21 protein-coding genes and 1 pseudogene are annotated in these 25,630 nt (G+C 63.5%); 11 read left to right on the forward strand and 11 right to left on the reverse strand.

Annotated elements, in window-relative coordinates; all coding sequences use genetic code 11:
• The first annotated feature begins 22 nt into the window (after positions 1-22).
• Positions 23-670, forward strand: a complete 648-nt coding sequence (locus tag JG746_RS13045; protein WP_202358499.1) for a ThuA domain-containing protein — start codon at positions 23-25, stop codon at positions 668-670.
• Between the two features lie 221 nt (positions 671-891).
• Here the strand turns inward: JG746_RS13045 and JG746_RS13050 are convergent, their stop codons facing one another.
• A complete protein-coding gene (locus tag JG746_RS13050) occupies positions 892-2,910 on the reverse strand; it encodes an amidase (protein WP_202358500.1) in 2,019 nt (672 codons plus the stop codon).
• 497 nt (positions 2,911-3,407) lie between these two features.
• Here JG746_RS13050 and JG746_RS13055 point away from each other — a divergent pair, with 497 nt between their 5' ends.
• Entirely contained in the window at positions 3,408-3,608 is a 201-nt protein-coding gene (locus tag JG746_RS13055; protein WP_202358501.1) for a hypothetical protein, read from the forward strand.
• A 130-nt stretch (positions 3,609-3,738) separates the two neighbouring features.
• On the opposite strand, the gene JG746_RS13060 is transcribed toward JG746_RS13055, so the two are convergent.
• The 4 genes from JG746_RS13060 to JG746_RS13070 form a co-directional block, all read right to left on the reverse strand.
• On the reverse strand, positions 3,739-4,965 hold the full coding sequence (locus JG746_RS13060; protein ID WP_202358502.1) for an alpha-D-ribose 1-methylphosphonate 5-triphosphate diphosphatase: 1,227 nt from the start codon (positions 4,963-4,965) through the stop codon (positions 3,739-3,741).
• Position 4,966: 1 nt separating this feature from the next.
• Entirely contained in the window at positions 4,967-5,092 is a 126-nt protein-coding gene (locus JG746_RS37655; protein ID WP_274609327.1) for a hypothetical protein, read from the reverse strand.
• Positions 5,093-5,190: 98 nt separating this feature from the next.
• On the reverse strand, positions 5,191-6,003 hold the full coding sequence (locus JG746_RS13065; protein WP_202358503.1) for a PfkB family carbohydrate kinase: 813 nt from the start codon (positions 6,001-6,003) through the stop codon (positions 5,191-5,193).
• Positions 6,004-6,250: 247 nt separating this feature from the next.
• A complete protein-coding gene (locus JG746_RS13070; RefSeq protein WP_202358504.1) occupies positions 6,251-6,817 on the reverse strand; it encodes a TetR/AcrR family transcriptional regulator in 567 nt (188 codons plus the stop codon).
• Positions 6,818-6,920: 103 nt separating this feature from the next.
• Between JG746_RS13070 and JG746_RS13075 the strand changes: the two genes are divergently transcribed.
• Both JG746_RS13075 and JG746_RS13080 read left to right on the forward strand, forming a co-directional pair.
• Complete coding sequence (locus tag JG746_RS13075; protein WP_202358505.1) at positions 6,921-7,733, forward strand: oxidoreductase; 813 nt, start codon at positions 6,921-6,923, stop codon at positions 7,731-7,733.
• Between the two features lie 57 nt (positions 7,734-7,790).
• Positions 7,791-8,792 (forward strand): NADP-dependent oxidoreductase, encoded by a 1,002-nt coding sequence (locus JG746_RS13080; protein ID WP_202358506.1) that lies wholly within the window; start codon positions 7,791-7,793, stop codon positions 8,790-8,792.
• Between the two features lie 123 nt (positions 8,793-8,915).
• Here JG746_RS13080 and JG746_RS13085 read toward each other — a convergent pair.
• Positions 8,916-9,117: pseudogene (locus tag JG746_RS13085) on the reverse strand (hypothetical protein).
• Between the two features lie 79 nt (positions 9,118-9,196).
• Between JG746_RS13085 and JG746_RS13090 the strand changes: the two are divergent.
• Positions 9,197-9,376 (forward strand): hypothetical protein, encoded by a 180-nt coding sequence (locus tag JG746_RS13090; RefSeq protein ID WP_202358507.1) that lies wholly within the window; start codon positions 9,197-9,199, stop codon positions 9,374-9,376.
• Between the two features lie 319 nt (positions 9,377-9,695).
• Here the strand turns inward: JG746_RS13090 and JG746_RS13095 are convergent, their stop codons facing one another.
• Positions 9,696-10,730 (reverse strand): class I SAM-dependent methyltransferase, encoded by a 1,035-nt coding sequence (locus JG746_RS13095; protein WP_202358508.1) that lies wholly within the window; start codon positions 10,728-10,730, stop codon positions 9,696-9,698.
• A gap of 189 nt (positions 10,731-10,919) precedes the next feature.
• On the opposite strand from JG746_RS13095, the gene JG746_RS13100 reads away from it, so the two are divergent.
• Complete coding sequence (locus JG746_RS13100) at positions 10,920-13,013, forward strand: putative bifunctional diguanylate cyclase/phosphodiesterase (protein WP_244730769.1); 2,094 nt, start codon at positions 10,920-10,922, stop codon at positions 13,011-13,013.
• A gap of 15 nt (positions 13,014-13,028) precedes the next feature.
• On the opposite strand, the gene JG746_RS13105 is transcribed toward JG746_RS13100, so the two are convergent.
• From JG746_RS13105 to JG746_RS13115, 3 genes are all read right to left on the reverse strand, one after another.
• Positions 13,029-14,177: an amidohydrolase gene (locus JG746_RS13105; RefSeq protein WP_202358509.1), complete on the reverse strand. Its 1,149-nt coding sequence runs from the start codon at positions 14,175-14,177 to the stop codon at positions 13,029-13,031.
• Between the two features lie 49 nt (positions 14,178-14,226).
• Complete coding sequence (locus JG746_RS13110) at positions 14,227-14,682, reverse strand: hypothetical protein (protein WP_202358510.1); 456 nt, start codon at positions 14,680-14,682, stop codon at positions 14,227-14,229.
• A 124-nt stretch (positions 14,683-14,806) separates the two neighbouring features.
• Entirely contained in the window at positions 14,807-15,250 is a 444-nt protein-coding gene (locus JG746_RS13115) for an SRPBCC family protein (protein ID WP_202358511.1), read from the reverse strand.
• Between the two features lie 299 nt (positions 15,251-15,549).
• Between JG746_RS13115 and JG746_RS13120 the strand changes: the two genes are divergently transcribed.
• The 4 genes from JG746_RS13120 to JG746_RS13135 are packed head-to-tail and all read left to right on the forward strand — an operon-like array spanning position 15,550 to position 19,416.
• The gene (locus tag JG746_RS13120) at positions 15,550-16,410 is read left to right on the forward strand and encodes an FAD binding domain-containing protein (protein ID WP_202358512.1); all 861 of its coding nucleotides are present in this window, start codon (positions 15,550-15,552) and stop codon (positions 16,408-16,410) included.
• The gene (locus JG746_RS13125) at positions 16,410-16,886 is read left to right on the forward strand and encodes a (2Fe-2S)-binding protein (RefSeq protein WP_202358513.1); all 477 of its coding nucleotides are present in this window, start codon (positions 16,410-16,412) and stop codon (positions 16,884-16,886) included. The genes JG746_RS13120 and JG746_RS13125 overlap by 1 nt, the downstream gene beginning before the upstream one ends.
• 2 nt (positions 16,887-16,888) lie before the next feature.
• Positions 16,889-19,153, forward strand: a complete 2,265-nt coding sequence (locus JG746_RS13130; RefSeq protein WP_202358514.1) for a xanthine dehydrogenase family protein molybdopterin-binding subunit — start codon at positions 16,889-16,891, stop codon at positions 19,151-19,153.
• Positions 19,154-19,170: 17 nt separating this feature from the next.
• A complete protein-coding gene (locus JG746_RS13135; RefSeq protein WP_023778960.1) occupies positions 19,171-19,416 on the forward strand; it encodes a MoaD/ThiS family protein in 246 nt (81 codons plus the stop codon).
• 229 nt (positions 19,417-19,645) lie between these two features.
• Here JG746_RS13135 and JG746_RS13140 read toward each other — a convergent pair whose 3' ends face one another.
• Positions 19,646-20,506 carry a DUF1194 domain-containing protein gene (locus JG746_RS13140; RefSeq protein ID WP_202358515.1) on the reverse strand — a complete coding sequence of 287 codons (861 nt, stop codon included), beginning with the start codon at positions 20,504-20,506 and terminating at the stop codon, positions 19,646-19,648.
• Between the two features lie 177 nt (positions 20,507-20,683).
• Here JG746_RS13140 and JG746_RS13150 point away from each other — a divergent pair, with 177 nt between their 5' ends.
• Entirely contained in the window at positions 20,684-25,498 is a 4,815-nt protein-coding gene (locus JG746_RS13150) for an nSTAND1 domain-containing NTPase (RefSeq protein WP_244730771.1), read from the forward strand.
• Positions 25,499-25,630 lie beyond the last annotated feature (132 nt).

The following is a 25,630-nucleotide window of genomic DNA, read 5'->3' on the forward strand; positions in this document are numbered from 1 at the left end:
GGCGATTCAGGAGGTTCACAGCATGGCGAAGAGGGCTTTGATTGCCTGGGGCGGTTGGGACGGCCACACGCCGGAGCGCAGCGCCAATGTCATTCGCGCGCTGCTTGAGCGCAACGGGTTCGATGTCACGCTGGGCCAGGGCACGGCGATGTTCGCCGATCCGGAATTGTCGTCCTTCGATCTCATCGTGCCTGGCATCACCATGTCTACGATCGAGAAGGCCGAGCTGCAGAACCTGACGCAGGCGGTGCGCGCTGGAAGCGGGCTCGGCGGCTTCCACGGCACGATGGGCGACAGTTTTCGCAACGAGCCGGACTACCAGTTCATGACCGGCGGCCAATGGGTCGCGCATCCCGGCAACATCATCGACTATCGCGTGGTGATCACACAACCGGACGACCCGATCACGAAAGGCATCAGCGATTTCGCCTACCGGTCGGAGCAGTATTACATGCATGTCGACCCGAGCAACGAGGTGCTGGCGACGACGACGTTCAGCGATGCGCATTTTCCGGGCATAGGCGGGGTTGTCATGCCGGTGGTCTGGAAGCGCCGGTATGGCGCGGGGAAGGTTTTCTACAGTTCGCTTGGGCACACGGCGGACGAGTTCGCGGTGCCGGAAATGGCGCTGATCGTGGAGCGCGGTTTGCTGTGGGCGGCGCGGGGGTAGCGGCACGGGTGGCACTCTACGATGCCCCCCCCTCTGTCCTGCCGGCCATCTCCCCCACGAGGAGGGAGATCGGCTGTCACCGCCGCCTTCGCCAATCTCCGACGAGCAGTCTTTGAGCCGGCACCGAAGCTGCCAATCTCCCCCCTTGTGGGGGAGATGTCCGGCAGGACAGAGGGGGGCGTGGCGGAACTCGACGGTGGGTGTTGGCTTTTCCGCTCCGCTCAACCAATCCCGCCCGTAACCACATAGCCGCCAGCCGTGCGCCCATCCTGCAACCGCACCACCGCCGTCACGATCGAGCCATACGAGCCGCGCCAGACGCTGTGGAAGCGCTGATGCTCGGCGGCCGGAACCAGCGCACGGCCGCTGAAACGCGCGCCGCTTCGCTGCATCGCGACGGGCTCTCCGTTGACATGCACCTTGATGCTGGCGTTCTCTGCCTCGACTGGCAGTTCGAGCGTGATGGCGATCTCGTCCTGATCTCCTGAGGTCCGCGTCTCGGCGGCAAGCGCAATTGCAAACGGCTGCGCCGCGCTGCCACCAGCCTTGGCGCTCCGTTCCGTAAACACATCATCGGCCAGCTCTGGCGTCCGTGGCGGGCTGGTGCGGCGCTGGGTGGCGCGCTCGAAATCGCCGGCCATGCGCAGCAGGCTTTCGTCGTCATAGGCCTTGCCGGCGAAGGTCAGGCCGACCGGCATGCCGATATCGGCCATCGTGCCCATCGGCACGGTGACGGTCGGGATGCCGAAGTGGCGCCAGACCAGATTGCCGTTGGCGACCCAGGTGCCGTTGCGCCAGGCGAGATCAGCCGAAGCCTGGTTGATGTCGGCGTCGGCCGGGCCGACATCGGCGGCGGCGGGCAGCACCACGGCGTCGATGCCGTGCGCGTCCAACCAATCCTCGAAATCGATGCGCCTTGTTGCCTCCAGCCCCTTCAGGCCCTCTTCAAGCGTCGGGATATCCCTGAAGGGCATGACGCCGGATTTGGCCCGCTCGACATAGTCCGCAAGGTCGAAGCCGCCTTCGTAGCGGTCGGGCAGCGTGCCCGGCGGCTGCGGGAAGATTTTCGGGCCATCGACCGAAGCGAGATCGGGCAGGGCAGGATCAGCATTGGCGCGCAGGAAATCGTCCCAGCCCCAGATGCAGAGGTCCCAGATTTCACGGTCGGCGAAGTCCGGCGGCACCAGCCCGCGCTCGACCATGCTGCGGGCGCCGGGGCGGTCGCGCTCGTAATTGGAGACGACGGGAAAATCCACCTCCACCACTTCGGCGCCAAGCCGCTTGAGATCAGCCGCCGCCTGTTCCCACAGCGCCAGCACCGAGGCCCGGGTCTCGATCGGTCTATCCGCCTCGCTGTCGCTGCCGATATACATGCGGGGCACGCCGAGACGTTTGCCTTTCAGCGATCCTGCAAGCGCGAGATCCGTATAGCGTTGCGGCCTCGTCCGAGAACTTTTCGGCAGTTCGACCCAGGGCTGCGCGCGCCAGAAATCGCCGCGCGTCTCGGGATCGTCGGCAACAATGATGTCAAGCAGCTCCAGCATGTCGGGCATGGTCCGCGTGTGCGGCACCACGACATCCATGGTCGGCACCAGCGGCCAGTTGCCACGCACCGAGATGACGCCGCGCGACGGCGTATAGGCGACCAGCGCGTTGTTGGTAGCCGGCGCGCGGCCGGATGACCATGTCTCCTCGCCGAGCCCGAAGGCGCAGAAGCTGGCGGCCGTTGCTGTGCCCGAGCCATTGGACGAGCCCGAGGCGAAGGCGGCGGTCAGGTAGTCGGCATTGTAGGGGCTTTCGGCGCGGCCATAGACGCCGCGCTGCATGCCGCCATTGGCCATGGGCGGCATGTTGGTGAGACCGATCAGCACCGCGCCGCCGGCGCGCAGCCGGGCGATGGTGAAGGCGTCCTCATTGGCGACGAGATGCTCGAAAGCCGGAGAGCCGGCGGCGACCGTCAGGCCTTTGACCTTGTAGCTGTCCTTGGCGGTGTAGGGGATGCCGTCTAGGGGCCCGAGCACAGCGCCATCGCGGCGGCGTCGGTCGGAAGCCGCGGCCTCCTCGAACATATCAGGATTGAGCACCGGGACAGCGTTGAGGCTGATGCCGTGCCGGTCGAAATGAGCGATGCGCCTGAGATACGCCGCGACCAGTTCGACGCTGGTGACGGTGCCTTCATCGAGCGCGCGGCGCAGTTGGTCGATCGTCGCTTCGACGAGATGAAGGCTGGCATCGGTCATCACTGGTTCCAGGCTGTTGTCTGCGCACCATGGATGAGGGAGGCCGCCGGCTTCGGCAAGAGCCAATCGGCGCGAAGCTTTTCGTCACGAGCCGGCGGCAAAAAACTTCAATCTTCATGCAACCTCCGATGGGCGCGTGCGTTATAGGGAGCCCGGGGGACGGTGAGGGTTGCATTGGACCGTTTTGAGATCCTGAACGAGCCGACAGGCACGTATTCCATTTCGACAGATCCACGGAGTTGCTGGCAACGGTTGGCGGCAGGGCATTGATCGGGCTCAGCCGGCACGAAGTGCCGTTGGCCCTGCTTGCCGCCATGGAAGCTGACGGCAACCTATGGACGTTGCCGTCGCTGTCGTCGCTGAGCAACGGTCTGACAAATAATGGAGATTAGACACACCAAAACGGCTTGCAAGCGCAAGCTAAAGCTCGCAGAAGTTGCGCAAAAAGCATACCTTTGGGGAAAACTTATAACGTCATCCAGCATGAAAGGGGAATCATGCCTGACCAGAACGCCTTGATCCGCGCGGCCATCGGACGGCTGCTTTCCGAGAAAACCGGTGTCGCGGTCATTTCCATGAAAGAGAGTATTGCGGAACTGCCGGACATAACCGGCGCGGCGCTGACCATCGAAACCCTGCAGGACATGCTGCTGGAAATGGCCGAGGTGCGCGGCATGATGGTCGTGCTCGACGTTTAGAGCAATTCCAGGAAAAGTGTAAGCGGTTTTCCGTCTGGAATTGCGTCAAAAACAAAGAGTTAGAGCAATTCACCGTTTCACGGCGAACTGCCCCAACGCTTGGTCCAGACGCAATTCCCCAGGGAAAGCGCTACGCGGTTTCCCGGGAGGCGGCCGGTAGCCGTGCTCCCATGGCGGGGACAAGGCGTTCCGCCTTGCCCGCCAGGTCAAGCGTGCCATCGCCGTAAATCATGCGGCCGGCGCGGAAGGTGGCGCGGACGCGTGGCACGGGATGACGGTCCGCCACCACGAGATCGGCCAGAAGGCCGGGCGCGATGGCGCCGCGATCGGCGAGCCCCAGGGCGTTGGCCGGGTTGGCGCTCGTCAGCGCGGCCGCGGCGGCGAGGCCATCGCCACGCAGTTCCGAAAGGCCAAGCACGGCCGGCAGGATGGAGGCCGGGTGATAGTCGCTGGCCAGCATGTCGAGCAGCCCGGCCTGATAAGCCTGCCGGGCGGAAAGATTGCCGGAGTAGGACTCGCCGCGCAGCGCGTTGGGCGCGCCCATGGCGGTGTGCATGCCGAGCCTGCGGGCTTCCCGCGCCGCTTCCAGGGTGACCGGGAATTCCGAGAGCGCGGCACCCAGGCCGTGGACCAGTTCCACCTTTTCCAGCGTGTCGTCGTCATGCGAGGCGAGCGCGATGCCGGCAGCCTCGGCACGCGCCGACAGGTCCTGCAGCGCGTTCAGCACATCGCCCTGGCCGTTGCGGCCCGCCATGCGCTTGCCGACGACCTCGGACGCCTCGGCAACCGACATGCCGCGCTCCTTGGCGATGCGGGCGATGTAGAGCTCGACATCGCGGTACTGTCCCTGTCCGGGCGTGTGGTCCATCAGCGAGATCAAATGCAGCCTGCCGGCGTCCATCAGCTTCTGCAGCGCGGGAATAGCCGGGGCGAAGGTCACCTCGAAGCGCGCATGGATGCGGTGATCGACCAGCAAATGGTCCTTCATCCCGGCAATGGTGTCGATGATCTCTATCGTATGGCCTTCGGAGCGCAGCACGCCGCTGGTGACGCTGGCGCCGATGAAGGAAAGCGCGGCATAGGCCGTGGTGATGCCGCAGGAAGCGAGCTTCTTGTCGAGCTCGGCAATGCCGATCCGCATCGGCACGTGGACGCCGATGCGCGGCTCGACTTCCCTCTCCACCATGTCGCCATGCATGTCGATGAAGCCGGGCAGCAGCAGGCGGCCGCCACCCTCGATATCGGCATGCTCGACAGGCCTGTCGCGGATCTCGGCGATCAGGCCGTCCTCGATCCTGACGGCGCCGTTCGGGATGACGCGGTCGCGCAGGACGATTTCGAATTCACTCAGCCACATGTCATGTCTCTCGCAAGGCAGCGATTTCAAGGTGGATTTCGCGGGCGACAAGGTCGGCGACATCGTTGGGGCGATGGAAGACGCCGATCATGGCGATGATGCGCCGGCTTGCCGGCGTCTCGATCACGATCTCTCCAGGAGATGTTTTCTAGTTCACCCGAATGCCGGTTTCCATTTGATTTTTATGACATTTTCATGAAAGCCGGCCTTGCCGGCGCGCCTGCCTCAGCTGGTACGGGATCGTTCCAGCAGCCATTCGGCGGTTTGCTGGCTGGCCTGTTCGGCGGCAAGCTCAGGGATCAACCCCTGCAGCAGGCCGTGCAGGAAGATCCCGGTGAAACAGTCGCCGGCGCCGATCGTGTCGGGCACGCGAACCTGCTTCAGCGGCGTGACATGCTTGAGCGCCTTGCCGTCATAGAGCGAGATCGGGCGCATTCCATCGGTCAGCACCAGCGTCCTTAGGCGCGGCCCGGCAATCGCCGATGCCCGCTCCCAGACGTGGTGCGTCTCCTCGCCGGGAAAATCGGCGCGCGATCCGATGACGATGTCGGCCGGGCGCGGCGAGGCGTCGCGCAGCGGAAACTGCGAGACGACAAGCGGGATCGTCCGCAGCGAGGCGACCAGACCGGCGTCGAGCACCAGGGCGTTGAGATAGGCGGCGTCGCCGCTGACAGGCTCCGGTGCGGTAAAGGGAGGGCGCAACTGGCCGCCGGTGTTCAAAATGGTGCGCTCGCCATTCGGCTCGAGCAGGATTTCGGTGAACCGGGTTTCGCCGGGCCACAGCGTGACATAGCCGGTATCGATGCCCGCCGCCTGCAATGTTGCAAGTGCTGCCCGGCCATGGCCGTCGTCCATCAGGTTGCTGATCAGCCGGACGTCGTTGCCGAGCTTCGCCAGCTGGGTGCCGGTGTGGAAGCCGCCGCCGCCGAGCCTGACGCGGCGGCCGGAATAGACGATGCGTGCGCCCGAGGCGAGGGGCGAGGACAGCGACCAGACCTGGTCGTGATTGACATGGCCGACAACGATGACTGTGCTCATGACCTCTGCTTTCGCGCCAGCGCGCCGACGATGAGGCGCTGCGCGAGCTGGCATAGCACCAGGACCGGCACCACGGACAGCAGGCTAATCGCCATGGAGGGTGGCGAGTGGGAAGGATTGAACGTCGAATTATCCGTCCAGAATGAAATCGGCGCAGCGGTCGGCGATCATGATTACCGGGGCGTTGCGTGCTCAATCCGCCTGAACACGCCCTTCGCGTAACCAACTTGGCTGATGGCGCGCCGCGTTAGCGTTGCCGCATCAGCGTCCGCGCGGCATCTTTCCCCGCCGCGAGGATGCGGTCCGACAGGTCCGTCCCTTGGACGGCGCGGGCCAGTTGCAGCGTGCCGATGAGCGTCGCAAAGACAGCCAGCGCCGTGCCTTCCGGATCCTTGACCTGTGGAACTGCTGCGGCCAGCTGCCGCGCCAGGGTCAGCAAGCGCTCGGTGTAGACCGCGCGTGTTTCCGGCGGCTGACGCGCCAACTCCGGCAACAGCGCGGCGGACGCGCAGCCTTGCCCCGGATTGTCCCGGTGCTCAGCCGACAGATACGCTTCCATGGCCACCTCGGGGCCACCCGAGGCCAGTGCGTCCGCCAATTGCCGCGCCTGAAGCTCCATGGCCGCCGCCACGCTTTCACGCACCAGCTCCGCCTTGGACTGGAAATGCGGGTAGAAGGCGCCGTTGGTCAGCCCGGCGTCGCTCATGATGGTCGCCAGTCCGGAGGCGGCGATGCCGTCACCCCGGAAGCGGTCGGCCGCGACTTCCATGATCCGTCCGCGCGAGGCGTCCTTCCGGCCCTTTTCGTAGCGCATGGCTGCTATTCCCTTTAGCTATTGCATTATGTTCGTAATTTGATATTATGAGTGTAATTCAATCAATGAGAAAAAGCTAGCCCTCGCGGCTTTGGAGCGTGACATGGCAATGAATTCCGCAAAGACAGCGATTGTAACCGGAGCCTCCGGGGGCATCGGCCGCGCCAGTGCCGAGGCGCTGGTGCGGGCAGGGTTTACTGTCTTCGGTACGAGCCGTAAGGCCAGCAACGGGCCGGACGGGGTGACCATGCTGGCTTGCGACGTGACCGACGGTGAGGCCGTCGCTGCATTGGTCACGACAGTGCTCTCGAAGACCGGCCGGATCGACGTGCTTGTCAACAATGCTGGCATCGGCATGCTTGGCGGCGCCGAGGAGTTCTCGATCGAACAGGTGCAGGCCCTGTTCGACGTCAATCTGTTCGGCGTCATCCGCATGACCAATGCGGTGTTGCCGTCGATGCGGCAGCGCGGCGAAGGGCGCATCATCAACATCGGCTCGATTCTGGGATTGGTACCCGCGCCATACTCAGCGCACTACTCGGCCGTCAAGCACGCGCTCGAGGGCTATTCGGAATCGCTTGATCACGAGGTGCGTGCCTTCAATGTTCGCGTCTCGGTCATCGAGCCGGCATTCGTGCGTACCGTCTTTGACCAGAACGGCATCGAGCCGGATTCTCTCTTGAGGGAATACGACCGGGCGCGAGCCGGGTTCAAGGCGCTGCTTGCCGATGTGATGCCCAAAGCCGATCTGCCGGAAGTGGTGGCGGAGGTGGTCGTCAGGGCCGCGACAGATGTCCGTCCGCGACGGCGCTACACCGCCGGCAAGGCGGCGCGGCAGGTCAGTCTCTTGCGCCGCTTCGCGCCCGCCGAGATGTTCGACAAGACCTTGCGCAAGCAGTTCCGCCTGCCGGTTTGAACGACGGCGAGGCGTGCCCGTGCGACACCCCATAATCAGTTTCAGAAAGTCACTGCCATGAAGGCATTCGTCGTCGACAAATACAGCAAGAAGGGCGTTCTGCGGTTGGCCGAGATGCCGGAACCGGAAGTCGGGGACAGCGACGTCCTGGTCGAGATTCATGCCGCTGGGGTGAACCTGATCGATTCCAAGGTCAAAACCGGAGAGTTCAAGCTCATCCTGCCCTATCGCCGGCCTTTCATCCTCGGCCACGACGTGGCCGGCAAGGTCATCCGCGTGGGCTCGAAAGTCCGCAGGTTCAAACCCGGCGACGAAGTTTATGCGCGGCCGCGCGATGGACGCATCGGGGCGTTCGCCGAATTCATCGCCATGGACGAAGCCGACGTCGCGCTGAAGCCCAAAAATCTCAGCATGGAGGAGGCGGCCTCGATCCCGCTTGTCGGCTTGACCGCCTGGCAGGCGCTCATCGAAAGGGCGGGCCTGAAGAAGGGGCAGAAGGTCTTCATCCAGGCCGGCTCCGGCGGCGTCGGCACATTCGCCATCCAACTGGCAAAGCAGCTCGGCGCGCTTGTGGCGACAACGGCGAGCGCCGGGAGTGCCGATCTAGTTAAAAGTCTCGGCGCCGATGTCGTGGTCGACTACAGGAAAGACGATTTCGAGAAAGTCCTGTCTGGCTATGACGTCGTCCTGAACAGCCAGGATGCCAAGACGCTTGAGAAATCGCTCAACGTGCTCAAGCCGGGCGGCAAGCTCATCTCCATCTCCGGCCCGCCGGATCCCGAATTCGCCAGGGAGAAGCGACTGAACCCGGTGCTGAGGCTGGTGCTGCGCCTGTTGAGCCGGGCTATCCGGTCCAGAGCCAGGCGCCATGGCGTGAGCTTCTCGTTCCTGTTCATGTGGGCGCAAGGTGACCAGCTGGGCAAGATCAGCGCGCTCGTCGAATCCGGAGCGATCCGCCCGGTTGTCGACCGGATATTTCCGTTCGAAGCGACCAACGAGGCTCTGGCCTATGTCGAAACAGGACGCGCCAAGGGCAAGGTCGTCATCAAGGTCAGGTAGGCTGTCTTGTCGGACGCAAGACCATCTCGCTTGACGCCCGCTCGTGGCTCTGCATGGCGGCATCGGCCAACGGTCTCGACACGCTCAGGCGCAAGGGAGCCGGCATCACCGGCAGCCTCGACACTACTCCGAAAAGCTCACACTCACGCCGCGCTGACGAAAATAGGCCTGCATCAACTTACGGCCCGAGCGGTTGCTCTGCGCCAACTTGGTTGGATCGAACACCGCCTGTTTCAGCCCCTCTCGTGCCAGCGATCTCGGCATTGTCCGCGCGGAGCGAGGCATAGATGTTCTCGGTCGCCTCGGCCACGGTCAGTTCGCTCACGGGTGTCGTCCTTTGGTTGGTTGATCGGGCGGCGGCTTAGCACAGATTCGCGGCTGCGCGATACCGATGGGGCGGCAGTGTGCTGAGCATGGGTTTTGGCGCGGCAATCCATCCGGGTGGCATCCGTGTCTTGATGCGCTCACGCTACGGACCGGCGCTGATTGCCGTGCGCGACGACGAGATGGCGGCGTCGCCCAACGGCATCGCCAATGGCGGGGCGAATGGCCGCTCAATTCCCCTGCATTGTTCAGGGTTCTGATCCCACCCTAAAGAAGGCCCAGCGCCTTTTCGACAAGGAGGCTTTCAAGGTTGCTGAAACCGCGGATGTATCGCCTGAAGGATACGCGCGGTTTGAGCTGCGCATGGCAAGCAGAAGCATGGCAATGTGGCTGGAATGGCGGGACGGGCGGATCAGCTTCATCCGTGACGATAGGCCATGTCGCCGACGATGCCGGGCTGGCGCTGGCAAGGAACATCAGGGGGATGGCCGGTTCCTGAACCGGCTATCCAATCGTTGTCCGCCCGCTGCGATCGGCTGCAACACTTGACGCAGGCCGCTCGCCGGATGCTCGCCCGCCTTACCCGCGCTTTTCGATCACCGCGTACAGCACATTGCGGTTCTCGCCAAAATACACCTTGGCCTCGACGGCGTTGCGGTCGACGCTGGCGTTGACGATGTTCCACATGTCGACCTCCGAGCGCAGCAGCAGCACCCAGTCCATGAAGGTTTCGCGGTAGCCGGCGTCAGGGGTGCCCTCGGCGTAGTTGGCGAACAGGAACGTGCCGTTCGGCTTCAGCATCTGCAGGCAGGTCTTGGTGAGTTTCACGGCGACGTTGTGCTGGAGGTAGTCGTAGAGGCCGGAGGCGTAGATCAGGTCGAACTTGCCGAGCTTGTGGCTTCTGGTCAGCACGGTCCGCACCGAGCCGTCGATGGCCTCGACGGCGGTGCCCTGGAAGTCGCGTGCGATCAGCCCGACGCTCTGCGGATCCTGGTCGAGCGCGACCCAGCGCTTGAGACGGCCCTCGGCCAAGGCGACGGAGCGGTTGGCTTCGCGCAGATGGCCGGCAGCGATCGCCAGCACCTCGGTTTCGGGTCCGTTCTTGGCCGCCGTCTCGTCGACATAGCGGGTCAGCAGATCGCGCCGTTCGCGTGCCGCCACGCATGACGGAACGTTCTGGGTATGGCTGTAGAGCGCCTTGCCGATCTCCGAGGCGTTGGCCACGCTCTCGGCCACGTGCGGGTCGCAATAGATGTAGTCGAGCAGTTGCGCGTCGCCGGAATAGCCCCTGGGCTTGGTGAAAGACCAGTGCGTCAGCGGATCCTCGAGAAAATACTTCAGGATCGGGTGGTTCTGCGCCACCGGTATCAAGGCCTGCCAGACGTCGGGATGCACCTTGGCCCGCAACCCGCTGAGCAGCGACAACAGCCGGCGAACGATCTCGGCGGGAAATTTTTGCTGCTCGATCTGCTGCTGTGTCGCGTGCAGGATGAGCGCCAGTTCCGCGCGGGCGGTTTCGAACTCTTCGCCGTGATGATCGAGCTTACCCCGGGGCAGACTACCGGCGATGATCTCGGCGGTGATCAGGCTTTGGCCATCAAACACGGTTTGCACACCAGGACTCCTTGGTTAACAGTCAGTTAACTTATTGCGTAGAATGCTCCATTTGCCAACGGCGCTTGGGACGCATTTTATTGTTATGATTAATTTCCCGCTAACCATCTCAATTTATTAGCGATCTTGCAGATAAGAATCTGGGGTCGAGTTAACGCAAACTTGTCTCGCGCCACTGCATTTTACCGCATGGCAATCGTGTCGCGTCCCAAGGAGTCGTCCTGCGTGGGGGCAGAAGTTGGAAAAGAATTCGGAGCGCAAAACCCCCTTTCGCAGGGGCTTGTGAGCGAACGCGCGTCGTCCAGATTGGCCGATACAGCGGATGTGGAACCGTATGATCCGCGCCAGGAACTGGGCGCGGCGGAACTGCGCATCCTTTACCGCGCCGAAGCCCTGGCGAAGCGAAGGAAAGACGCCAGGCCCGGGCTCTGGATCGCCGTCGTCATCTATGTGCTGTTTTCGGTATCGGACCTGCTGCTGATACCTGACGTGGCTGCCTATACGATCACAGCGCGCTTCGCGGTCGGACTGACCGCCCTGCTGACCCTGGAGGCACAGCTTCGCCGCGGCGCGGCGACGGAGTGGCTCGACGTGACCTGCGCCGCGGCGATCATCTTCGGCTATATAGGCTGGTTGTTCCCGGCATCCCTCGGCGCCAACAAGGAAACCGTCGCCTACTACATGGTGTTCGGCACCATTTTCATGATGAGTGCCAATCTATTTTTCACGTTCAGTTTCAAAGTGTCGATCATAACGTCGACGATCATCCTGTGCATCCTGTACGTGGTGAACTATTTCCTGCCCGCCTCGCTGACATACAAGATGGTGTTCGGCACTTTCTACGTTTCGTGCTTCACCTTCACCTCCTATGTGAACTGGAAGCTGAATGAGGAGCGCTACAACGTCTTCCTGAACGCGCTGGAAGCCAAGATCCAGCACAAGGAAGCCACCGAACGCGGCAAGGCCCTGCTCAGACTATCGCGGACGGATCCGCTCACGGGGCTGGAGAACCGGCGCGCGATCGACGAGAAGCTGCGCGATTATTGGAGCGACTGGCAAAGGCTTGGCAGCAAGTTCGCGGCCATCCTCATCGACGTCGACTTCTTCAAGAAGTTCAACGACTGCTACGGCCACCAGGAAGGCGACCGCTGCCTGATTCATGTCGCCAATGCGCTGAGCGACCTGATCAAGAACTACAATGGCTCGATCGGGCGCTATGGCGGCGAAGAGTTCATCGTGCTCGCCCGCATGGACAAGAAGGATCAGGTCACGGAGCTGGCGGAAGCCATTTGCCGCACGGTGGAGAACCTGGCGATCACCCACGAGCTCAGGCGCGATGGGGTCTCGATCGTGACAGCGAGCGTGGGCGCCGCATTCACCAGGACGCAGGCCGGCGCCAAGCTGGAAAAGATCATCCACGAGGCCGATCGCGCGCTCTATCTGGCCAAGGCTGGCGGGCGCAATTGCGCCCGGCTGTTCGACCCGACCGATCCGCAGAGCAGCGACGAGAGCGAGAACCTCGCGGCGCTGCTGAAGATCGCGATCGGCCAGGGCCTCGTTTCACTCGTCTATCAGCCCATCCAGGATGTCGTGTCAGGCCGTGTCGAGGCCGTGGAGGCGCTGATGCGCCTGAAAATGCTGGACGGAACCCTGGTGCCGCCGAGCCTGTTCATTCCCGTGGCGGAACGCACCGGCGCGATCCTGGAACTCGGCCGCTGGGCGATACGGACGGTCTGCGCCGAGCTGCTGGCGGACGATCATGTTCCTCTCGTCAGCGTCAACGTCTCGCCGATCCAGCTCAAGACGCCTGGTTTCGCCGCGTCCGTCGCGACCATACTGGGCGAGACGGGCGTGACCGGCAACAGGCTGGCCTTCGAAATCACCGAAGGGCTCGAGATGGAGATGCATTCGGACATCCTGCGCTGCATCAGCGACCTGAAGCTGCTCGGCATCAAGATCTGGCTCGATGATTTCGGCACCGGCTTCGCCGGCCTGTCGTGGCTGCGTCTGATCGATTTCGATACGGTCAAGATCGACCGCTCGTTCCTGCACGATTGCGGCACGCCGAAGGGCATGGCCATGCTGCAGGACATCATCGCGCTGGTGCGCAATCGCGGCCACCAGATCCTGGTCGAAGGCGTGGAAACCGACGAGCAGATCGCGCTGATGCGCGAGTTCGGCATCGACAAGATTCAGGGCTTTCGCGTCGGCCGTCCGGTTCCCGCCGCGAATTTCCAGGCAAAGCGGGGCGTCCACAAACGCCCCTTCCTCAGATCCGCGTGACAAAGGCGGGCGAATTCACCCCAGCAGATTGCGCGCCGTGCGCATGAAGATCCTCGAGCCGATCGGGATCAGGTCGTCGGGAAAATCATAATCGGGATTGTGCAGGGAAGGGTGCCGTTCGCCGGCGCCGAGGAAGAACATCGCCGATGAGGCGCTGTGGCCGAACAGGCCGAAATCCTCCGAGGCGCGCATCGGCAGGGCTTCCTGCCCGTGCACGACGCCTTCTTCGTCGAGCGCGCGCTGCAGATGCTCCACCGCGTCCGGGGCGTTGACGCTGGCGACGAAGATCTCGTGATAATCAAAGCGCGCGGCGAGGCGGTGCCGGCCGGCGATGTCCTTGACCAGGGATTCGGCGGCGGCGCAGAGATCCGCCATGCGCTCGTCGCGGCGGGTGCGCAAGGTCGCCCATACCTCGGCATGACCGGGCGCTATGCCGAACACGGCTTCGCCCATCGCGGCATGGGTGACGGTGACCATGGAAAAATCGTCGTCGGCGAAAGTGGCGCGGCCGAGCGCGGGAAGCGCCGGCATCAGCTCGCTGATCGCCGGCATCGGCGAGATGCCGGTCTCGGGCATGGAGGAATGCGCGGTCTTGCCCTCCAGCACGATGCGCATGCCGCGCGAGGCGCAGTTGACCACACCGGGTTTCAGCCTGACCTCGCCGAACGGCACGCCGGGCAGATTGTGCAGCGAGAAGGCGAAATCCGGCGCGATCTCGCCATAGCGTGGGTCGGCAACGACGCCGGCGGCGCCATTGCCGGTCTCTTCCGCCGGCTGGAACACCAGCACGACGCGGCCGCTGGCCGGGCGCTCGCGTCCGAACTGCCGGCCAAGCGCCGCCAGGATCGCGGTGTGACCGTCATGGCCGCACATATGCGATTTTCCCGGCACTTGCGAGGCATGCGGCACGCCTGAGAGTTCCTCGATCGGGAGCGCGTCGAGTTCGGAGCGGAACAGCACGGTCGGACCGGCCTTGCCGCTGTCATAGACGGCCGCGACACCATGCCCGCCGAGGCCCGTCAGGACCTTGTCCGGCCCGGTGTCGGCGAGGAAGGAGACGACTTCTTTCGCCGTCTTCTCCTCCTCGTTGGAGATTTCCGGCTGCCGGTGCAGCTTGCGCCGCCATTCGGTCAGTTCGACGATGTCCCGGTTGGTCAGGGTCACGCGGTTCCACCCTCCGTCTGTTGCGATCGGCGCAGTGTCGCAAACGCCGCTAGCGGACGCGATTGGGGCAGAGCGCTTTGAACTGGTCCAGCGTGACATCGTAGGACGAGGCGCCCGAGCCATCGAGCACCACATTGTCGTCAATCGATGTGATCAGATAGTCCGTCGTCACCTGCGTGCCCTTGTTGCGGCCCTGGAACAGCATGTTGGCGCCATAGAAGGTGGTGAATTTGCCGGTCTTGCAGTTGGCGGTGATCTCGAAGTGCAGGGGCGACTTCATTTCCGCGTCAATGCACGCCTTGGAGAAATCGTGGCCATATTCGCGGCAGTAGACGCCGGCCTTGCGCCTGTCGTGTCTGGCCAGGATGCTGGCGTGCTCGGACCCGATGCCTGACTTTTTGACGATGGTAAGTTCCATTCCCACCTTGTTGCCGTAGTAGATGGTCCTGGCTTCGGCAGAGGTCGCCAGCATCAAGGCGGACAGCACGACCAGCAGATGTCGCATGAAAACCCTCCCTTTGGGCCGGGAGGATTTCATGCACGCGATCGCATGGTCAAGGCCCGCAATGCACGACCGCCGCCGATGGGCATGTCATCGACGGCGGCGCTGCGCGGTTTCTGGACTGGCCTTACTGGTTGATCTCCGGCTCGACCAGCTTTGCCAGGTTGCGAAGCGATTCCTGCCAGCCGAGATAGCAGGCCTCGACCGGGATGACGTCGGGGATGCCGGCCTGGATGATGTCGATTTCGGTGCCGACCGAGACTTTTTTCAAGGTCACCGTCACCTGGATCTCGCCGGGCAAATTGGGATCGTCGAACCTGTCGGTGTAGCGCAGGCGCTCGGCCGGCACGAGTTCTAGATATTCGCCGCCGAAGGCATGGCTGCCGCCCGTGGTGAAGTTGCGGAAGGACATTTTGAACGTCCCGCCGACCTTGGCCTCGAGATGATCGACCGTGCAGGTGAAGCCGTTCGGCGGAAGCCACTTCGCCAGCGCGTCGGCTTCGACGAAGGCGCGATAGACCTTTTCCGGGCTGGTGGTGAGAACGCGGTGCAAACGTACGGTGCCGGGCATATCTTGTCCTTTCATGATGCCTGTTCGATGTCCCAAGGACGAATGGGGCTTGACCAGTCCGACACAGGCTCTCAAATTTTTCGAGAACCCGGCCGCGGGCCTGTCTTGATCCCTGTGCATGTCGTTGTCGCAAAGCCGCTGCACAGTTCTGGGCGACATGCACTCGTAGGGCAATTCCGGTCGATTTGGGACTGGATTTCGCGGCGGCTGGACCAATCGTCGCAAATGACGAACCGGATAGCCATTATGAGGAGAGTGTTTATAACGGTCGCTGAAATCGCGATATCCAAGGGGAGACGATGCGCTACATACGTCCGCTTTCAATCGAAGATGCCGTCGGCCAGTTGGCCGGATCGGCTGGCACGGCAGCCATTCTGGCCGGAGGCAGTGACCTGCTGGTGAGGATGAAGGGCGGCTTTGTCGAGCCCGACCTGATCATCGACATCAAGTCGATCGCCGGTCTCAGCGAAATCCGCGAAACAGCCGAGGGCTTCAGCATTGGCGCTGCCGTTCCCTGCGCCGTGCTGGGCGAGAACGCCGCCCTGAAGAAGGCATGGCCCGGCGTGGTCGAGGCGGCCAAGCTGATCGGCTCGAAGCAGGTGCAGGGTCGCTGCACCATCACGGGCAATCTGTGCAACGCCTCGCCGGCCGCGGACAGCGTTCCGGCGCTGGTGGCCGCGGGTGCCAAGGCGGTGATCGCCGGGCCTTCGGGCAAGCGCACCATCCCCGTCGAGGCCGTGCCGGTCGGGCCGGGCAAGACCTCGCTCGCGAAGGGCGAGATCATCGAGGCGATCCTGCTCGACAGCAAAGCGCCACGTTCGGGCGATGCCTATCTGCGCTTCATTCCGCGCACCGAGATGGACATCGCCGTGGTCAGCGCCGGGGTGAACCTGACGATCGACGAGCATGGCGTCGTCACGGCAGCCCGCGTGGCGCTGGGCGCCGCGGCACCGACGGTGCTTTTGGTGGAAGAGGCCGCCGAGGCGCTTATCGGCAGGAAACTGGACGAAGCAGCCCTCGAGCGGCTGGCAAAAGTCTGCGCGGGCGCCTGCCGCCCCATCGACGACAAGCGCGGTACCATCGAATTCAGACGAAAAGTCGCGGGTGTGCTGGCCAGGCGTGCCGCCACGACCGCCTACGCACGTGCAGGAGGCAAATGATGGCTGGCATTGCAGTCTCGACGACAATCAACGGCGACACGCTTGAATATCTCTGCCAGCCTGACGAGACGCTGCTCGACGTGCTGCGCGACCGGCTCGGCCTGACCGGCGCCAAGGAAGGCTGCGGCACCGGCGACTGCGGCGCCTGCTCGATCATCCTTGACGACCGGCTGGTCTGCTCGTGCCTGGTGCTGGGCGCCGAGGCGGAAGGGCGGCGTATCGAGACCGTCGAAGGCATGGCGCATGGCGACCAGCTGCACACGCTGCAGCAGAAGTTCCTCGAGCATGCGGCCCTGCAATGCGGCATCTGCACGCCGGGCTTCCTGATCGCGGCCAAGGACCTTTTGGCGAAAAACCCCGACCCGACCGAAGAGGAAATCCGCTTCGGTCTCGCCGGAAACCTCTGCCGCTGCACCGGTTATGACAAGATCGTGCGCGCCGTCCAGGACGCGGCCATCGTGATGAAGGGAGCCTGAAGATGAATTTCGATCCCCGTTTTTCCGGACGTAAATTCGCCTCCGTCGGCACGCGCCCCATCCGCCCCGACGGCGTCGACAAGGTGACGGGCCGCGCCCGCTACGGCGCCGACTTCAACATGGCCGGCCAGCTGGTCGGCCGCGTGCTGCGCAGCCCGCACGCGCATGCGGTCATCAGGAAGATCGACACGTCGAAGGCGGAGAAGCTGAATGGCGTGAAGGCGGTGATCACGGCGAAAGACCTGCCCGACCTCACCAATGGCGATGCCGCCATGTACGACATTCTCGACAATTGCATGGCGCGCACCAAGGCGCTCTATGACGGCCATGCGGTAGCGGCTGTCGCGGCGATAGATGCCCGCACGGCAAGGCAGGCGCTGAAGCTGATCGAGGTCGAGTACGAGATCCTGCCGCATGTCACCGATGTCGACGAGGCGATGCAGCACCATGCGCCGCTGATCAACGACGCGATCTTCACCGAGGGGCTTGAGGAAAAGCCGGTAAAACCCTCCAACGTCACCAAGCGCAGCCAGTTCGGCCATGGTGATGTCCACCAGGGCTTTGGGCATGCCGATTTCATCGTCGAGCGCTCCTTCAAGACCGAGCAGACGCACCAGGGCTATATCGAGCCGCATGCGTGCGTGGCGAGCGTCTCGTCCGACGGCACCGCGGACCTGTGGGTCTGCACGCAGGGCCATTTCGTCTACCGCCAGCATTGCGCCCAGCTGCTCGGCATGGAAGCCTCGAAGCTGCGCGTCACCTCCTCCGAGATCGGCGGCGGCTTCGGCGGCAAGACCCATGTCTGGGCCGAGCCGGTAGCGCTTGCGCTGTCGCGCAAGGCAGGCCGCCCGGTGAAGCTGGTGATGACCCGCGACGAGGTGTTCCGCGCGTCGGGCCCGACCAGCGCCACCTCGATCGACGTCAAGATCGGCGCCCGCAAGGACGGCACCATCACCGCGGCGGAAGCGACGCTGCGCTATTCCTGCGGCCCCTATGCCGGCTCCTGGGCCGAGATCGGCGCCATGACGGCGTTCGCCTGCTACAAGCTCGATAACGTCAAGACGGTCGGCTACGAAGTGCTGGTCAACCGGCCGAAGACCGCGGCCTATCGCGCGCCTTCCGCGCCGATGGCGGCCTTCGCGGTGGAAAGCGCCGTCGACGAGCTCGCCAAGGAGCTCGGCATGGACCCGGTCGACTTCCGCATCAAGAACGCCGCGCAGGAAGGCACGCGCTCGTCCTACGGCCCGGTCTACGGCCCGATCGGCATCGGCCCGACGCTGGAGGCGGTGAAGAACCATGCGCACATGAAGGCGCCGCTCAAGAAAAACCAGGGCAGGGGCATGGCCTGCGGCTTCTGGTTCAACTTCGGCGGCCAGACCTGCGTGGACCTCAACATCGGCATGGACGGCTCGGTGTCGCTGGCCGTCGGCACGGTGGATGTCGGCGGTTCCCGCGCCTCGCTGTCGCTGGTGGCGGCGGAGGAGCTCGGCATCGATTACAGCCAGCTCAAGGCGATCGTCGCCGATACGTCCTCCCTTGGCTACAACGACATGACCGACGGCAGCCGCGGCACCTTCTCCTCCTCCATGGCGACCATCTCGGCCGCCCGCAACGCGATCAAGATCCTGCGCGAGCGCGCAGCGCAGATGTGGGACATTTCCGTCGACGACGTGATCTGGGAACAGGGCCATGCGGTCGCCAAGGGCGAGAAGCACGGCAATCTCGGAAAACTGTCGCTGAAGGAGATCGCGGCCGAATCCGGCAAGACCGGCGGGCCGATCGCCGGCCACAGCGAGCTCGTCGCCGACGGCGCCGGCGTCTCCTTCGCCACCCATATATGCGACATCGAGGTCGACCCGGAGACGGGCGCCACCAGGGTGATCCGCTACACGGTGGTGCAGGATGCCGGCAAGGCGGTGCACCCGACCTATGTCGAGGGCCAGTACCAGGGCGGTGCCGCGCAAGGCATCGGCTGGGCGCTCAACGAGGAGTATATTTACGGCAAGGACGGCAGGCTGCAGAACGCCGGCTTCCTCGACTACCGCATCCCGGTCTGCTCCGACCTGCCGATGATCGACACGCAGATCCTGGAAATCCCCAACCCCAACCACCCCTATGGCGTGCGCGGCGTCGGCGAAACCTCGATCGTGCCGCCGCTGGCGGCGATCGCCAACGCGGTGTCGAACGCGGCCGGCGTGCGCATGACCCACATCCCGATGTCGCCGCCACGGATTCTCGCGGCGATCGAGGCGGAACGGGGAGCGTAGGGCGAGGTCGAGCAACGATGGTCGAAGTCACCCTCTGGGGCGCGCTCGGCCAGCTCGCCGGCGGCAAGAGCAAGGTCGAGGTCGAGGCCAAGGACATCAGGGAGCTGTTCAGGAAACTGGCTGAACAGTATCCCGGGTTTGAACCGTGGATCGATCGCGGCATTGCGGTTGCGATCGATGGGGTGATTTATCGCGATACGTGGTCGAAGAAGCTGCCGGAGGGGGCGGAGATATTTCTGCTGCCGAGGCTGGCTGGGGGGTGAGGGGATGCCTCACTGCCATCGTCTGGCGCGTCAAGGGGTCGAACGTCTTGGTATAGGCCGAAACTTGCCTTTCCGCGATCGAGACGAAGTTATGGACAACCAGCCCTTCAGTTAACGGCCCTTTGACGGCGTTCATCGCTGTTGATGCTATCTGGCGTGTTTGACTGTGGGCAGCGATGCGCGAAGCTATTTCGTTGCTGCCCGCTCTCGGGCACCCCATTGCCGAGCGTTATCGGCCCGGCAACTGTCCGATCATGTTGCAATCGACCGTGCGGCCGGAACGCTCAGTGTACGCGGTGTAGATCACCTGATCCATGTCCATGGAAATCTCACGCACCAGCTTTCGACGAACGGCGGCGGCCAACATCGCGGCCTCGGTGACGCCGATTGCAAATGCGTCTGGTCCGCCAATAACGCAGCGCTCGAAATAGGATTGCAGGTTGGAAGGGTCGTACCTCGCAAACCCGTCCGCCGTGCCAGTCCGGGGCAGTGCGATAGGCAGCCCGTTGATCGTCACACCTTCCGCGATAAGAACTTGCCGAATGGGGTCAACAAGCGCTCCGGCATTGTTGGGTCCGTCACCGGACAGGTCGACAACGCTGCGCGGGCTGCGCAAGCCACTCTTCGCGAACAGATAGTTCGCCGCCGACAATGCGCCGGAAATCGACGTTCCGGGGCCTTCGGTCAACGACAGTGCCGCGAGCCTGTCTGCCAAATTTAGAGCGTCCCCGCGGCTTTCGACAATCGTCCACGGCACGATGACGGTTTGCTGGCTTGGCCCCGACCACTCCAGATAGAGCACTGCGATTCTGCCTCGCTCTCCCGACCTGATCGCCCTCGCGATATCGGCGTGACGGAAGGCCTCGACGTAGCCGTCGCGTTGCACCCTTTGCTCAGCACTGCTCATTGAGGGAGATACGTCCACGGCAAGGATCAATTGCAGATCGACTTCGGCCAAGCCGCCCGCGGGACGATCTGTCGAGTGAGCCTGCGGGGCTACCGCGAAGAACAGCGTCAGCAGGCAGGCGCCTGTGAGCCGCAGCACCGGTCTTGCACCCATACTCCCAGCAATCCGCAATAAGTAGCCCATGGCGAGACCCTCCCGTTGACAAGGGAATTGTCGGTCCGAGGCGTCTCCCCGGTCACGAATGACTTCCGATCATTCGCCGAAATCTGCGCTCCCCGCCGGTCTGGATGGTGATGGCTCTTCGTTGTGCGAAACCGTGCTAAGATCGAAGACTGCGGCTTCGTGCTTGAGGGAACTGGCTTGGATAGCTCGCCGCCCACGACGTTCGTACTCAACGGCGTTACCGCCGATCTGAGCAGCGAGACCTTGCGCGACAAGTCCAACAGGACAATCACACTTCGCCACCAGACCTTCGCGGTGCTTCGTCACCTTCTGGAGAACGCTGATCGCGTCATCACCAAGGACGACCTGATGAAGGCGGTCTGGAACGGGATAGCCGTGACCGATGACAGCCTGGTGCAATGCATTCACGAGATCCGTGCGGCGCTTGACGACAATCGGCAGGCCGTCGTGCAGACAGTGCCGAGGCGCGGTTACAGGCTTGTCCTTCCCGCAAATGCCGGACCGAGAATGGCCACCATCCTGGTCGCCGAAGTGGCCGCCGAGGGACGGCCGACGGGCAAGGATGGACGTATCTCTACTGCAACTTTCCGGGGGTACAGGCAGATATTCGATCGGCTGCTGGTTCAACATGCAGGTCGCGCCTTCTGGAGCGCCGAAGGGAGCGTGGTCGCCGAGTTCACCGGCCCTGTCGAGGCAATGCAGTGTGCGAGCGAGATCCAGCATGACGTCGATAAGCGGAACTGCGAAGTTCCCGCGACGAAGTGCCTGCGCTTCCGCATCGGCGTTCACCTGGGTTACGTCGTTCCCGAGGGCGACCACCTCGCGGGCGAAACTGTCGAGGTCGCCGCTCATCTGCAAAAATTGTCACGACCGGGCGGGGTTTGCGTCACGGAAGCGGTCCACACCCAGGCTCAGGACCGACTCTCGCTGGAATTCGTCGATCTCGGCGAGCACAAGCTGAAGAACGTCGCACGCGCCTTGCGCATCTACCGCGTACCCCTTGCTTCGGAGGAACCGGTCAGGTCGCCATTTCGCGGTCTCGATGCATTCGAATTCGAAGATGCCGACCTCTTCTTCGGCCGGGCGCGGGCGATTGCTGCCTGCACCGCAAGACTGGAGCAGCAGGCAGCCAGCGGCACGGCATTCCTGCTCATCTACGGAATGAGCGGTTGCGGCAAGTCTTCCCTCCTGCGCGCTGGTCTGCTGCCGTCGTTGACCCGGCCTGGAGCCGTGGCTGGCATATCCTTGTGGCGCCGCTGCCTGATCCGCCTATCCGAAGGACCGGATGCATTCTCTGTGCTGGCCGCGGCACTGCTTCGCGAAGCTGCTGTGCCGGAGCTGGCCTGCGAAGTAACAACCGCGGAGTTTGCTCGACTCTGCAGAAGCACGCCGGATCGGGCACTGGCGATGGTCCGACAGGCCCTTGGCAAGGCCGCCGGGCCGGCCCGTCCGCAGATCAGATTGCTTGTGGCCATCGATCAGCTGGAGGAGCTGTTTACGACGGAGAGGGAGCCGGCGACGCGCGAGGCCCTTGTGCGGCTCGTGGCGGCGCTGGCCGCGAGCGGACTGGTCTGGGTGATCGCGGCGATCCGTTCGGACTTCTTTCACCGCTGCGGTGAGGTTCCGGGTTTCTCGGCGCTCAAGGACGGCCTTGCCAGCTACGAACTCCTGCCGCCGACTGGCCCTGAGATCGCGCAGATCATCCGCGAACCGGCAGGCGTTGCCGGACTCCGTTTCGAGGAGAGTGCCGAGTTGGGGCGACTCGATGATGTGCTGCAGGAGGCAGCAGCTGCTGATCCCGGATCATTGCCGCTTCTCGAGTTTGTGCTCGACGCGTTGTACGAGGCCGGCCGCGAACACCGAGTTCTCACCTTTGCCCATTATCGCGCGCTCGGCGGGCTCGAAGGCGCAATCGCGCGCCGCGCTGATGAAGTCGTCGACTTGCTGGCGCCCGAGATCCAGGAGGCCTTGCCAGCGGTGCTGCGCGCCCTCACCACGGCAAATCCAGGCGATGAAACAGTCACGGCACGTCCGGCCCTGCTCACTGAAGTTGCAAGCACTCCCGCGCGATCGGCCCTCGTCAGGGCTTTGATCGACGCACGGCTCCTCGTCAGCGATGAGGACGCCGGGGGGCATGTCCTCGTTCGTGTTGCACATGAAGCACTGCTGAGCCGTTGGCCGCGCGCCGGTGAAATTGTGAATGCAAACCGGAACTTCCTCGAGACGCGCGACCGCCTGAGGGCCGACGCCCACCGATGGCACCTGGAGAGCAGGAATCGAGAGCTTCTCCTCCCGTCTGGCAAACGCCTTGCGGAGGGCGAGGAGCTGCTGCTGTCAAGGCGGGAGGAGATCGACGATGACGTCGTTGAATACATCGAGGCGTCCGTGCGTGCCCATCAGCAGAAAGAAGAGAAGGACCGGCGCGCAGAGCTGGCGCTGATCGAGGCCGCCGAAGAGGCAAAACGCGAGCGGTTGGAGCGCGAGGCCGAGCGCCGGAGCCTCGCGGCTGCCGCGGCAAACCGGCTTGCCCGACGTACGCGCAATGCCGCAATTGTGGCGATTGTGCTCGCTCTCTTGGCGGGTGCAGGCGCATTGGTCGCCTTCAAGGCGCAGGAGGAAGCAAGTTGGCAACGCGATCAGGCGCTGCGAAACCAGTCTCTTTCGCTCTCGTTTCTGTCGCAGCAGTCCACAGCGACAGGCAACACCGAGGCTGCAATCCTCTTGGCGCTCGAAGCACTTTCCTCGAAAGACCAGTCCGAGCGGCCGTATCTCTTTGAAGCGGAGGCAGCCCTCTACAAGGCCCTGCTGGTGCACCACCAGATCAAAATCTTCCGGCATGGCGCCGGCGTGGCGGATGCGGCGTTCAATCCGACGGGCGATCGCATCGTCACTGCATCCTTTGACAAAACTGCAGGCGTCTGGGACATCTCCAGCGGTGTCGAAACTGCAGTTCTAAAAGGTCATGAAGGGGCCGTGGAGCGGGCTGAATTCAGCCCCGACGGAAGCCGGATCGTAACGGCCGCGAGAGACGGCACTGCCCGCCTCTGGAACGCCATCTCGGGAGAACAGCTCTCCATCCTGCAGCCCGTAGGCAATTATCCAACGGCAATCTTCAGCCCTAATGGCAACCAGGTGCTGACGGCGGGGGAAAACAGCGATGCAATGCTCTGGGACGTCCGGACAGGGAAGAAAGTCCTGAGTGTAGGCAGCGATGGATATGCACGGGCTGACTTCAGTCCGGACGGTCGCAGCTTCGCGACGGCACATAAGCATGTTGTATCGATCTGGAATACCGCAGATGGCGCACTGACACGGTCAATCCGAATGAACTTCCTACCCTACAGCCTGGCATTCAGTCCCGACGGAAGCCGGCTTCTTGCTGGCGCGTGGGCACCGCTTTCGTACGGCGGTACTTCCTGCCTTTACGATGTGTCGACAGGAACGGAGATCGCAAAGTTGGCCGGCCACAACAGCGACATGCAATTGAATGGCGTGTTTTTTAGTCATGGGGGTCAGCGAATTGCCACGGTATCACTCGATGGCGCTGCCCGGACTTGGGATGGAGCGTCGGGAACCCCGCATGGCCTGCTCGGCCAGGAGGTTTCGGGTTTGAGGCTGGCCGATATCGGTGCGGACCAACGCGATGAGGAGATGAACGGTGCGTTCACCCCGGACGACCGCTTCCTGGCGACCGCTTCAGTCAATGGGCCGATCCGCATCTGGGACGTTGAACGAGCCTCGCAGGTCACGACGATCGCTGGCCATGATTCTTTGGTAGAGCATCTGGAATTCAGCCCGGTTGACAGCAACATTCTTCTCACGGCTTCACACGATGGCACCGCTCGGCTGTGGGATGTCGACGGCGCCCTGACGACCACGCTCTCTCATGAATATCGGCCGACCTTCGCAGTCTTCAGTCCCGACAATCTCCACCTGCTGACGGGTGGCGGCGACAGCGCGGTGCATCTATGGGATATTGTGAGCGGGCGCGAGATCACGCGGCTCGATACCCATGAGATCGTTCAACGCGCGACGTTCAGTCCCGATGGAAGGCGCGTCGCGACGGCATCTCTCGAGGGCCAGGTCCGAATTTGGGAGGTCGCCAGGGGATTCGAGACCGCCCAGTTCCAATCACATCGCGGGCTGATCCTGATCCAGTTTGGTCGCGATGGCAGATCGCTTGTTTCCGCATCGATCGACGGTACCGCCCAGCTGTGGGACGCGGCGACCGGCGCCGAGCACGCCGTCATCAATACAAGCAGCAAACTGCCGCAGGCCATTCTTAGCCCCGACGGACGTCTGATCTTCGCGGCCAGGGAAGACGATGCGGGCTACCTCCTGAACGCGGACGGGGCTGAGCTTAAGGCCCTTGTGGGGCATCAGGGTCGCATCACGGCAGCGGCCTTCAGCCCGGACGGTCAACTGGTCGCCACGGGCTCACGCGACCATACCGCCCGCATTTGGTCGACCACGGACGGAGCAACCGTCGCAACCCTAGAGGGACATACCGACGAGGTGACGGTGGTCGCCTTCAGCCAGGACGGTAAGTCGCTGCTGACTGCCTCACGCGACGGAGCCGTCCGGATCTGGAGCGTCCCTGGCGGACTGGAAAGGACCGTTCTCAGGGGCCACAGCGGCGCGGTGGACAGTGCCCAGTTCAGTGCCAGTGGTGGTTTGTATGTCGTGACCGCGTCGTCCGAAGATCGCACGGTCAGGCTGTGGGCGACGCAATCGGGGCGCCAGATTGCAGTTCTTGCCAGCCAGGACAAGGCGGACGCTCGACCGGGCCTTACACGCGCGGCTTTCACCTCCGACGGCACGCGGGTCGCAATTGTTTCGGGCGAAGAAACGGTCCGTGTTGTTCGCGTCTTCCAGACGCCCAACGATCTCATTGAGTTCGCACGGCGCACAGTGCCTCGCGAACTCACCCCTTGCGAGCGGCGAAGCTTCTTCCTTCCAGAAGACCCTGCAACGGGTACTTGTCCGGGCTGATGTCGGCAACGGATCAGACTTTGCCCCTTGGCCGGCTGCTGGAACCGTCATACGGCCGGTCCCAAATTGATGACCGAGCGGATCGGCCCTGAAACCCCACGAGTGAGCCGAGTTCGCCCATCGAAAGTGCAA

This window comes from Mesorhizobium sp. 113-3-3 (assembly GCF_016756495.1).
In the GTDB taxonomy this organism is placed as follows: domain Bacteria; phylum Pseudomonadota; class Alphaproteobacteria; order Rhizobiales; family Rhizobiaceae; genus Mesorhizobium.

Bases quoted from the DNA above. Each gene is read 5' to 3' on its own strand.
- JG746_RS13045 (WP_202358499.1), top strand. From the start codon at position 23: ATGGCGAAGAGGGCTTTGATTGCCTGGGGCGGTTGGGACGGCCACACG.
- JG746_RS13050 (WP_202358500.1), bottom strand. From the start codon at position 2,910: ATGACCGATGCCAGCCTTCATCTCGTCGAAGCGACGATCGACCAACTG.
- JG746_RS13055 (WP_202358501.1), top strand. From the start codon at position 3,408: ATGCCTGACCAGAACGCCTTGATCCGCGCGGCCATCGGACGGCTGCTT.
- JG746_RS13060 (WP_202358502.1), bottom strand. From the start codon at position 4,965: ATGTGGCTGAGTGAATTCGAAATCGTCCTGCGCGACCGCGTCATCCCG.
- JG746_RS13065 (WP_202358503.1), bottom strand. From the start codon at position 6,003: ATGAGCACAGTCATCGTTGTCGGCCATGTCAATCACGACCAGGTCTGG.
- JG746_RS13070 (WP_202358504.1), bottom strand. From the start codon at position 6,817: ATGCGCTACGAAAAGGGCCGGAAGGACGCCTCGCGCGGACGGATCATG.
- JG746_RS13075 (WP_202358505.1), top strand. From the start codon at position 6,921: ATGGCAATGAATTCCGCAAAGACAGCGATTGTAACCGGAGCCTCCGGG.
- JG746_RS13080 (WP_202358506.1), top strand. From the start codon at position 7,791: ATGAAGGCATTCGTCGTCGACAAATACAGCAAGAAGGGCGTTCTGCGG.
- JG746_RS13100 (WP_244730769.1), top strand. From the start codon at position 10,920: ATGGCAATCGTGTCGCGTCCCAAGGAGTCGTCCTGCGTGGGGGCAGAA.
- JG746_RS13110 (WP_202358510.1), bottom strand. From the start codon at position 14,682: ATGCGACATCTGCTGGTCGTGCTGTCCGCCTTGATGCTGGCGACCTCT.
- JG746_RS13115 (WP_202358511.1), bottom strand. From the start codon at position 15,250: ATGCCCGGCACCGTACGTTTGCACCGCGTTCTCACCACCAGCCCGGAA.
- JG746_RS13120 (WP_202358512.1), top strand. From the start codon at position 15,550: ATGCGCTACATACGTCCGCTTTCAATCGAAGATGCCGTCGGCCAGTTG.
- JG746_RS13125 (WP_202358513.1), top strand. From the start codon at position 16,410: ATGGCTGGCATTGCAGTCTCGACGACAATCAACGGCGACACGCTTGAA.
- JG746_RS13130 (WP_202358514.1), top strand. From the start codon at position 16,889: ATGAATTTCGATCCCCGTTTTTCCGGACGTAAATTCGCCTCCGTCGGC.
- JG746_RS13135 (WP_023778960.1), top strand. From the start codon at position 19,171: ATGGTCGAAGTCACCCTCTGGGGCGCGCTCGGCCAGCTCGCCGGCGGC.
- JG746_RS13140 (WP_202358515.1), bottom strand. From the start codon at position 20,506: ATGGGCTACTTATTGCGGATTGCTGGGAGTATGGGTGCAAGACCGGTG.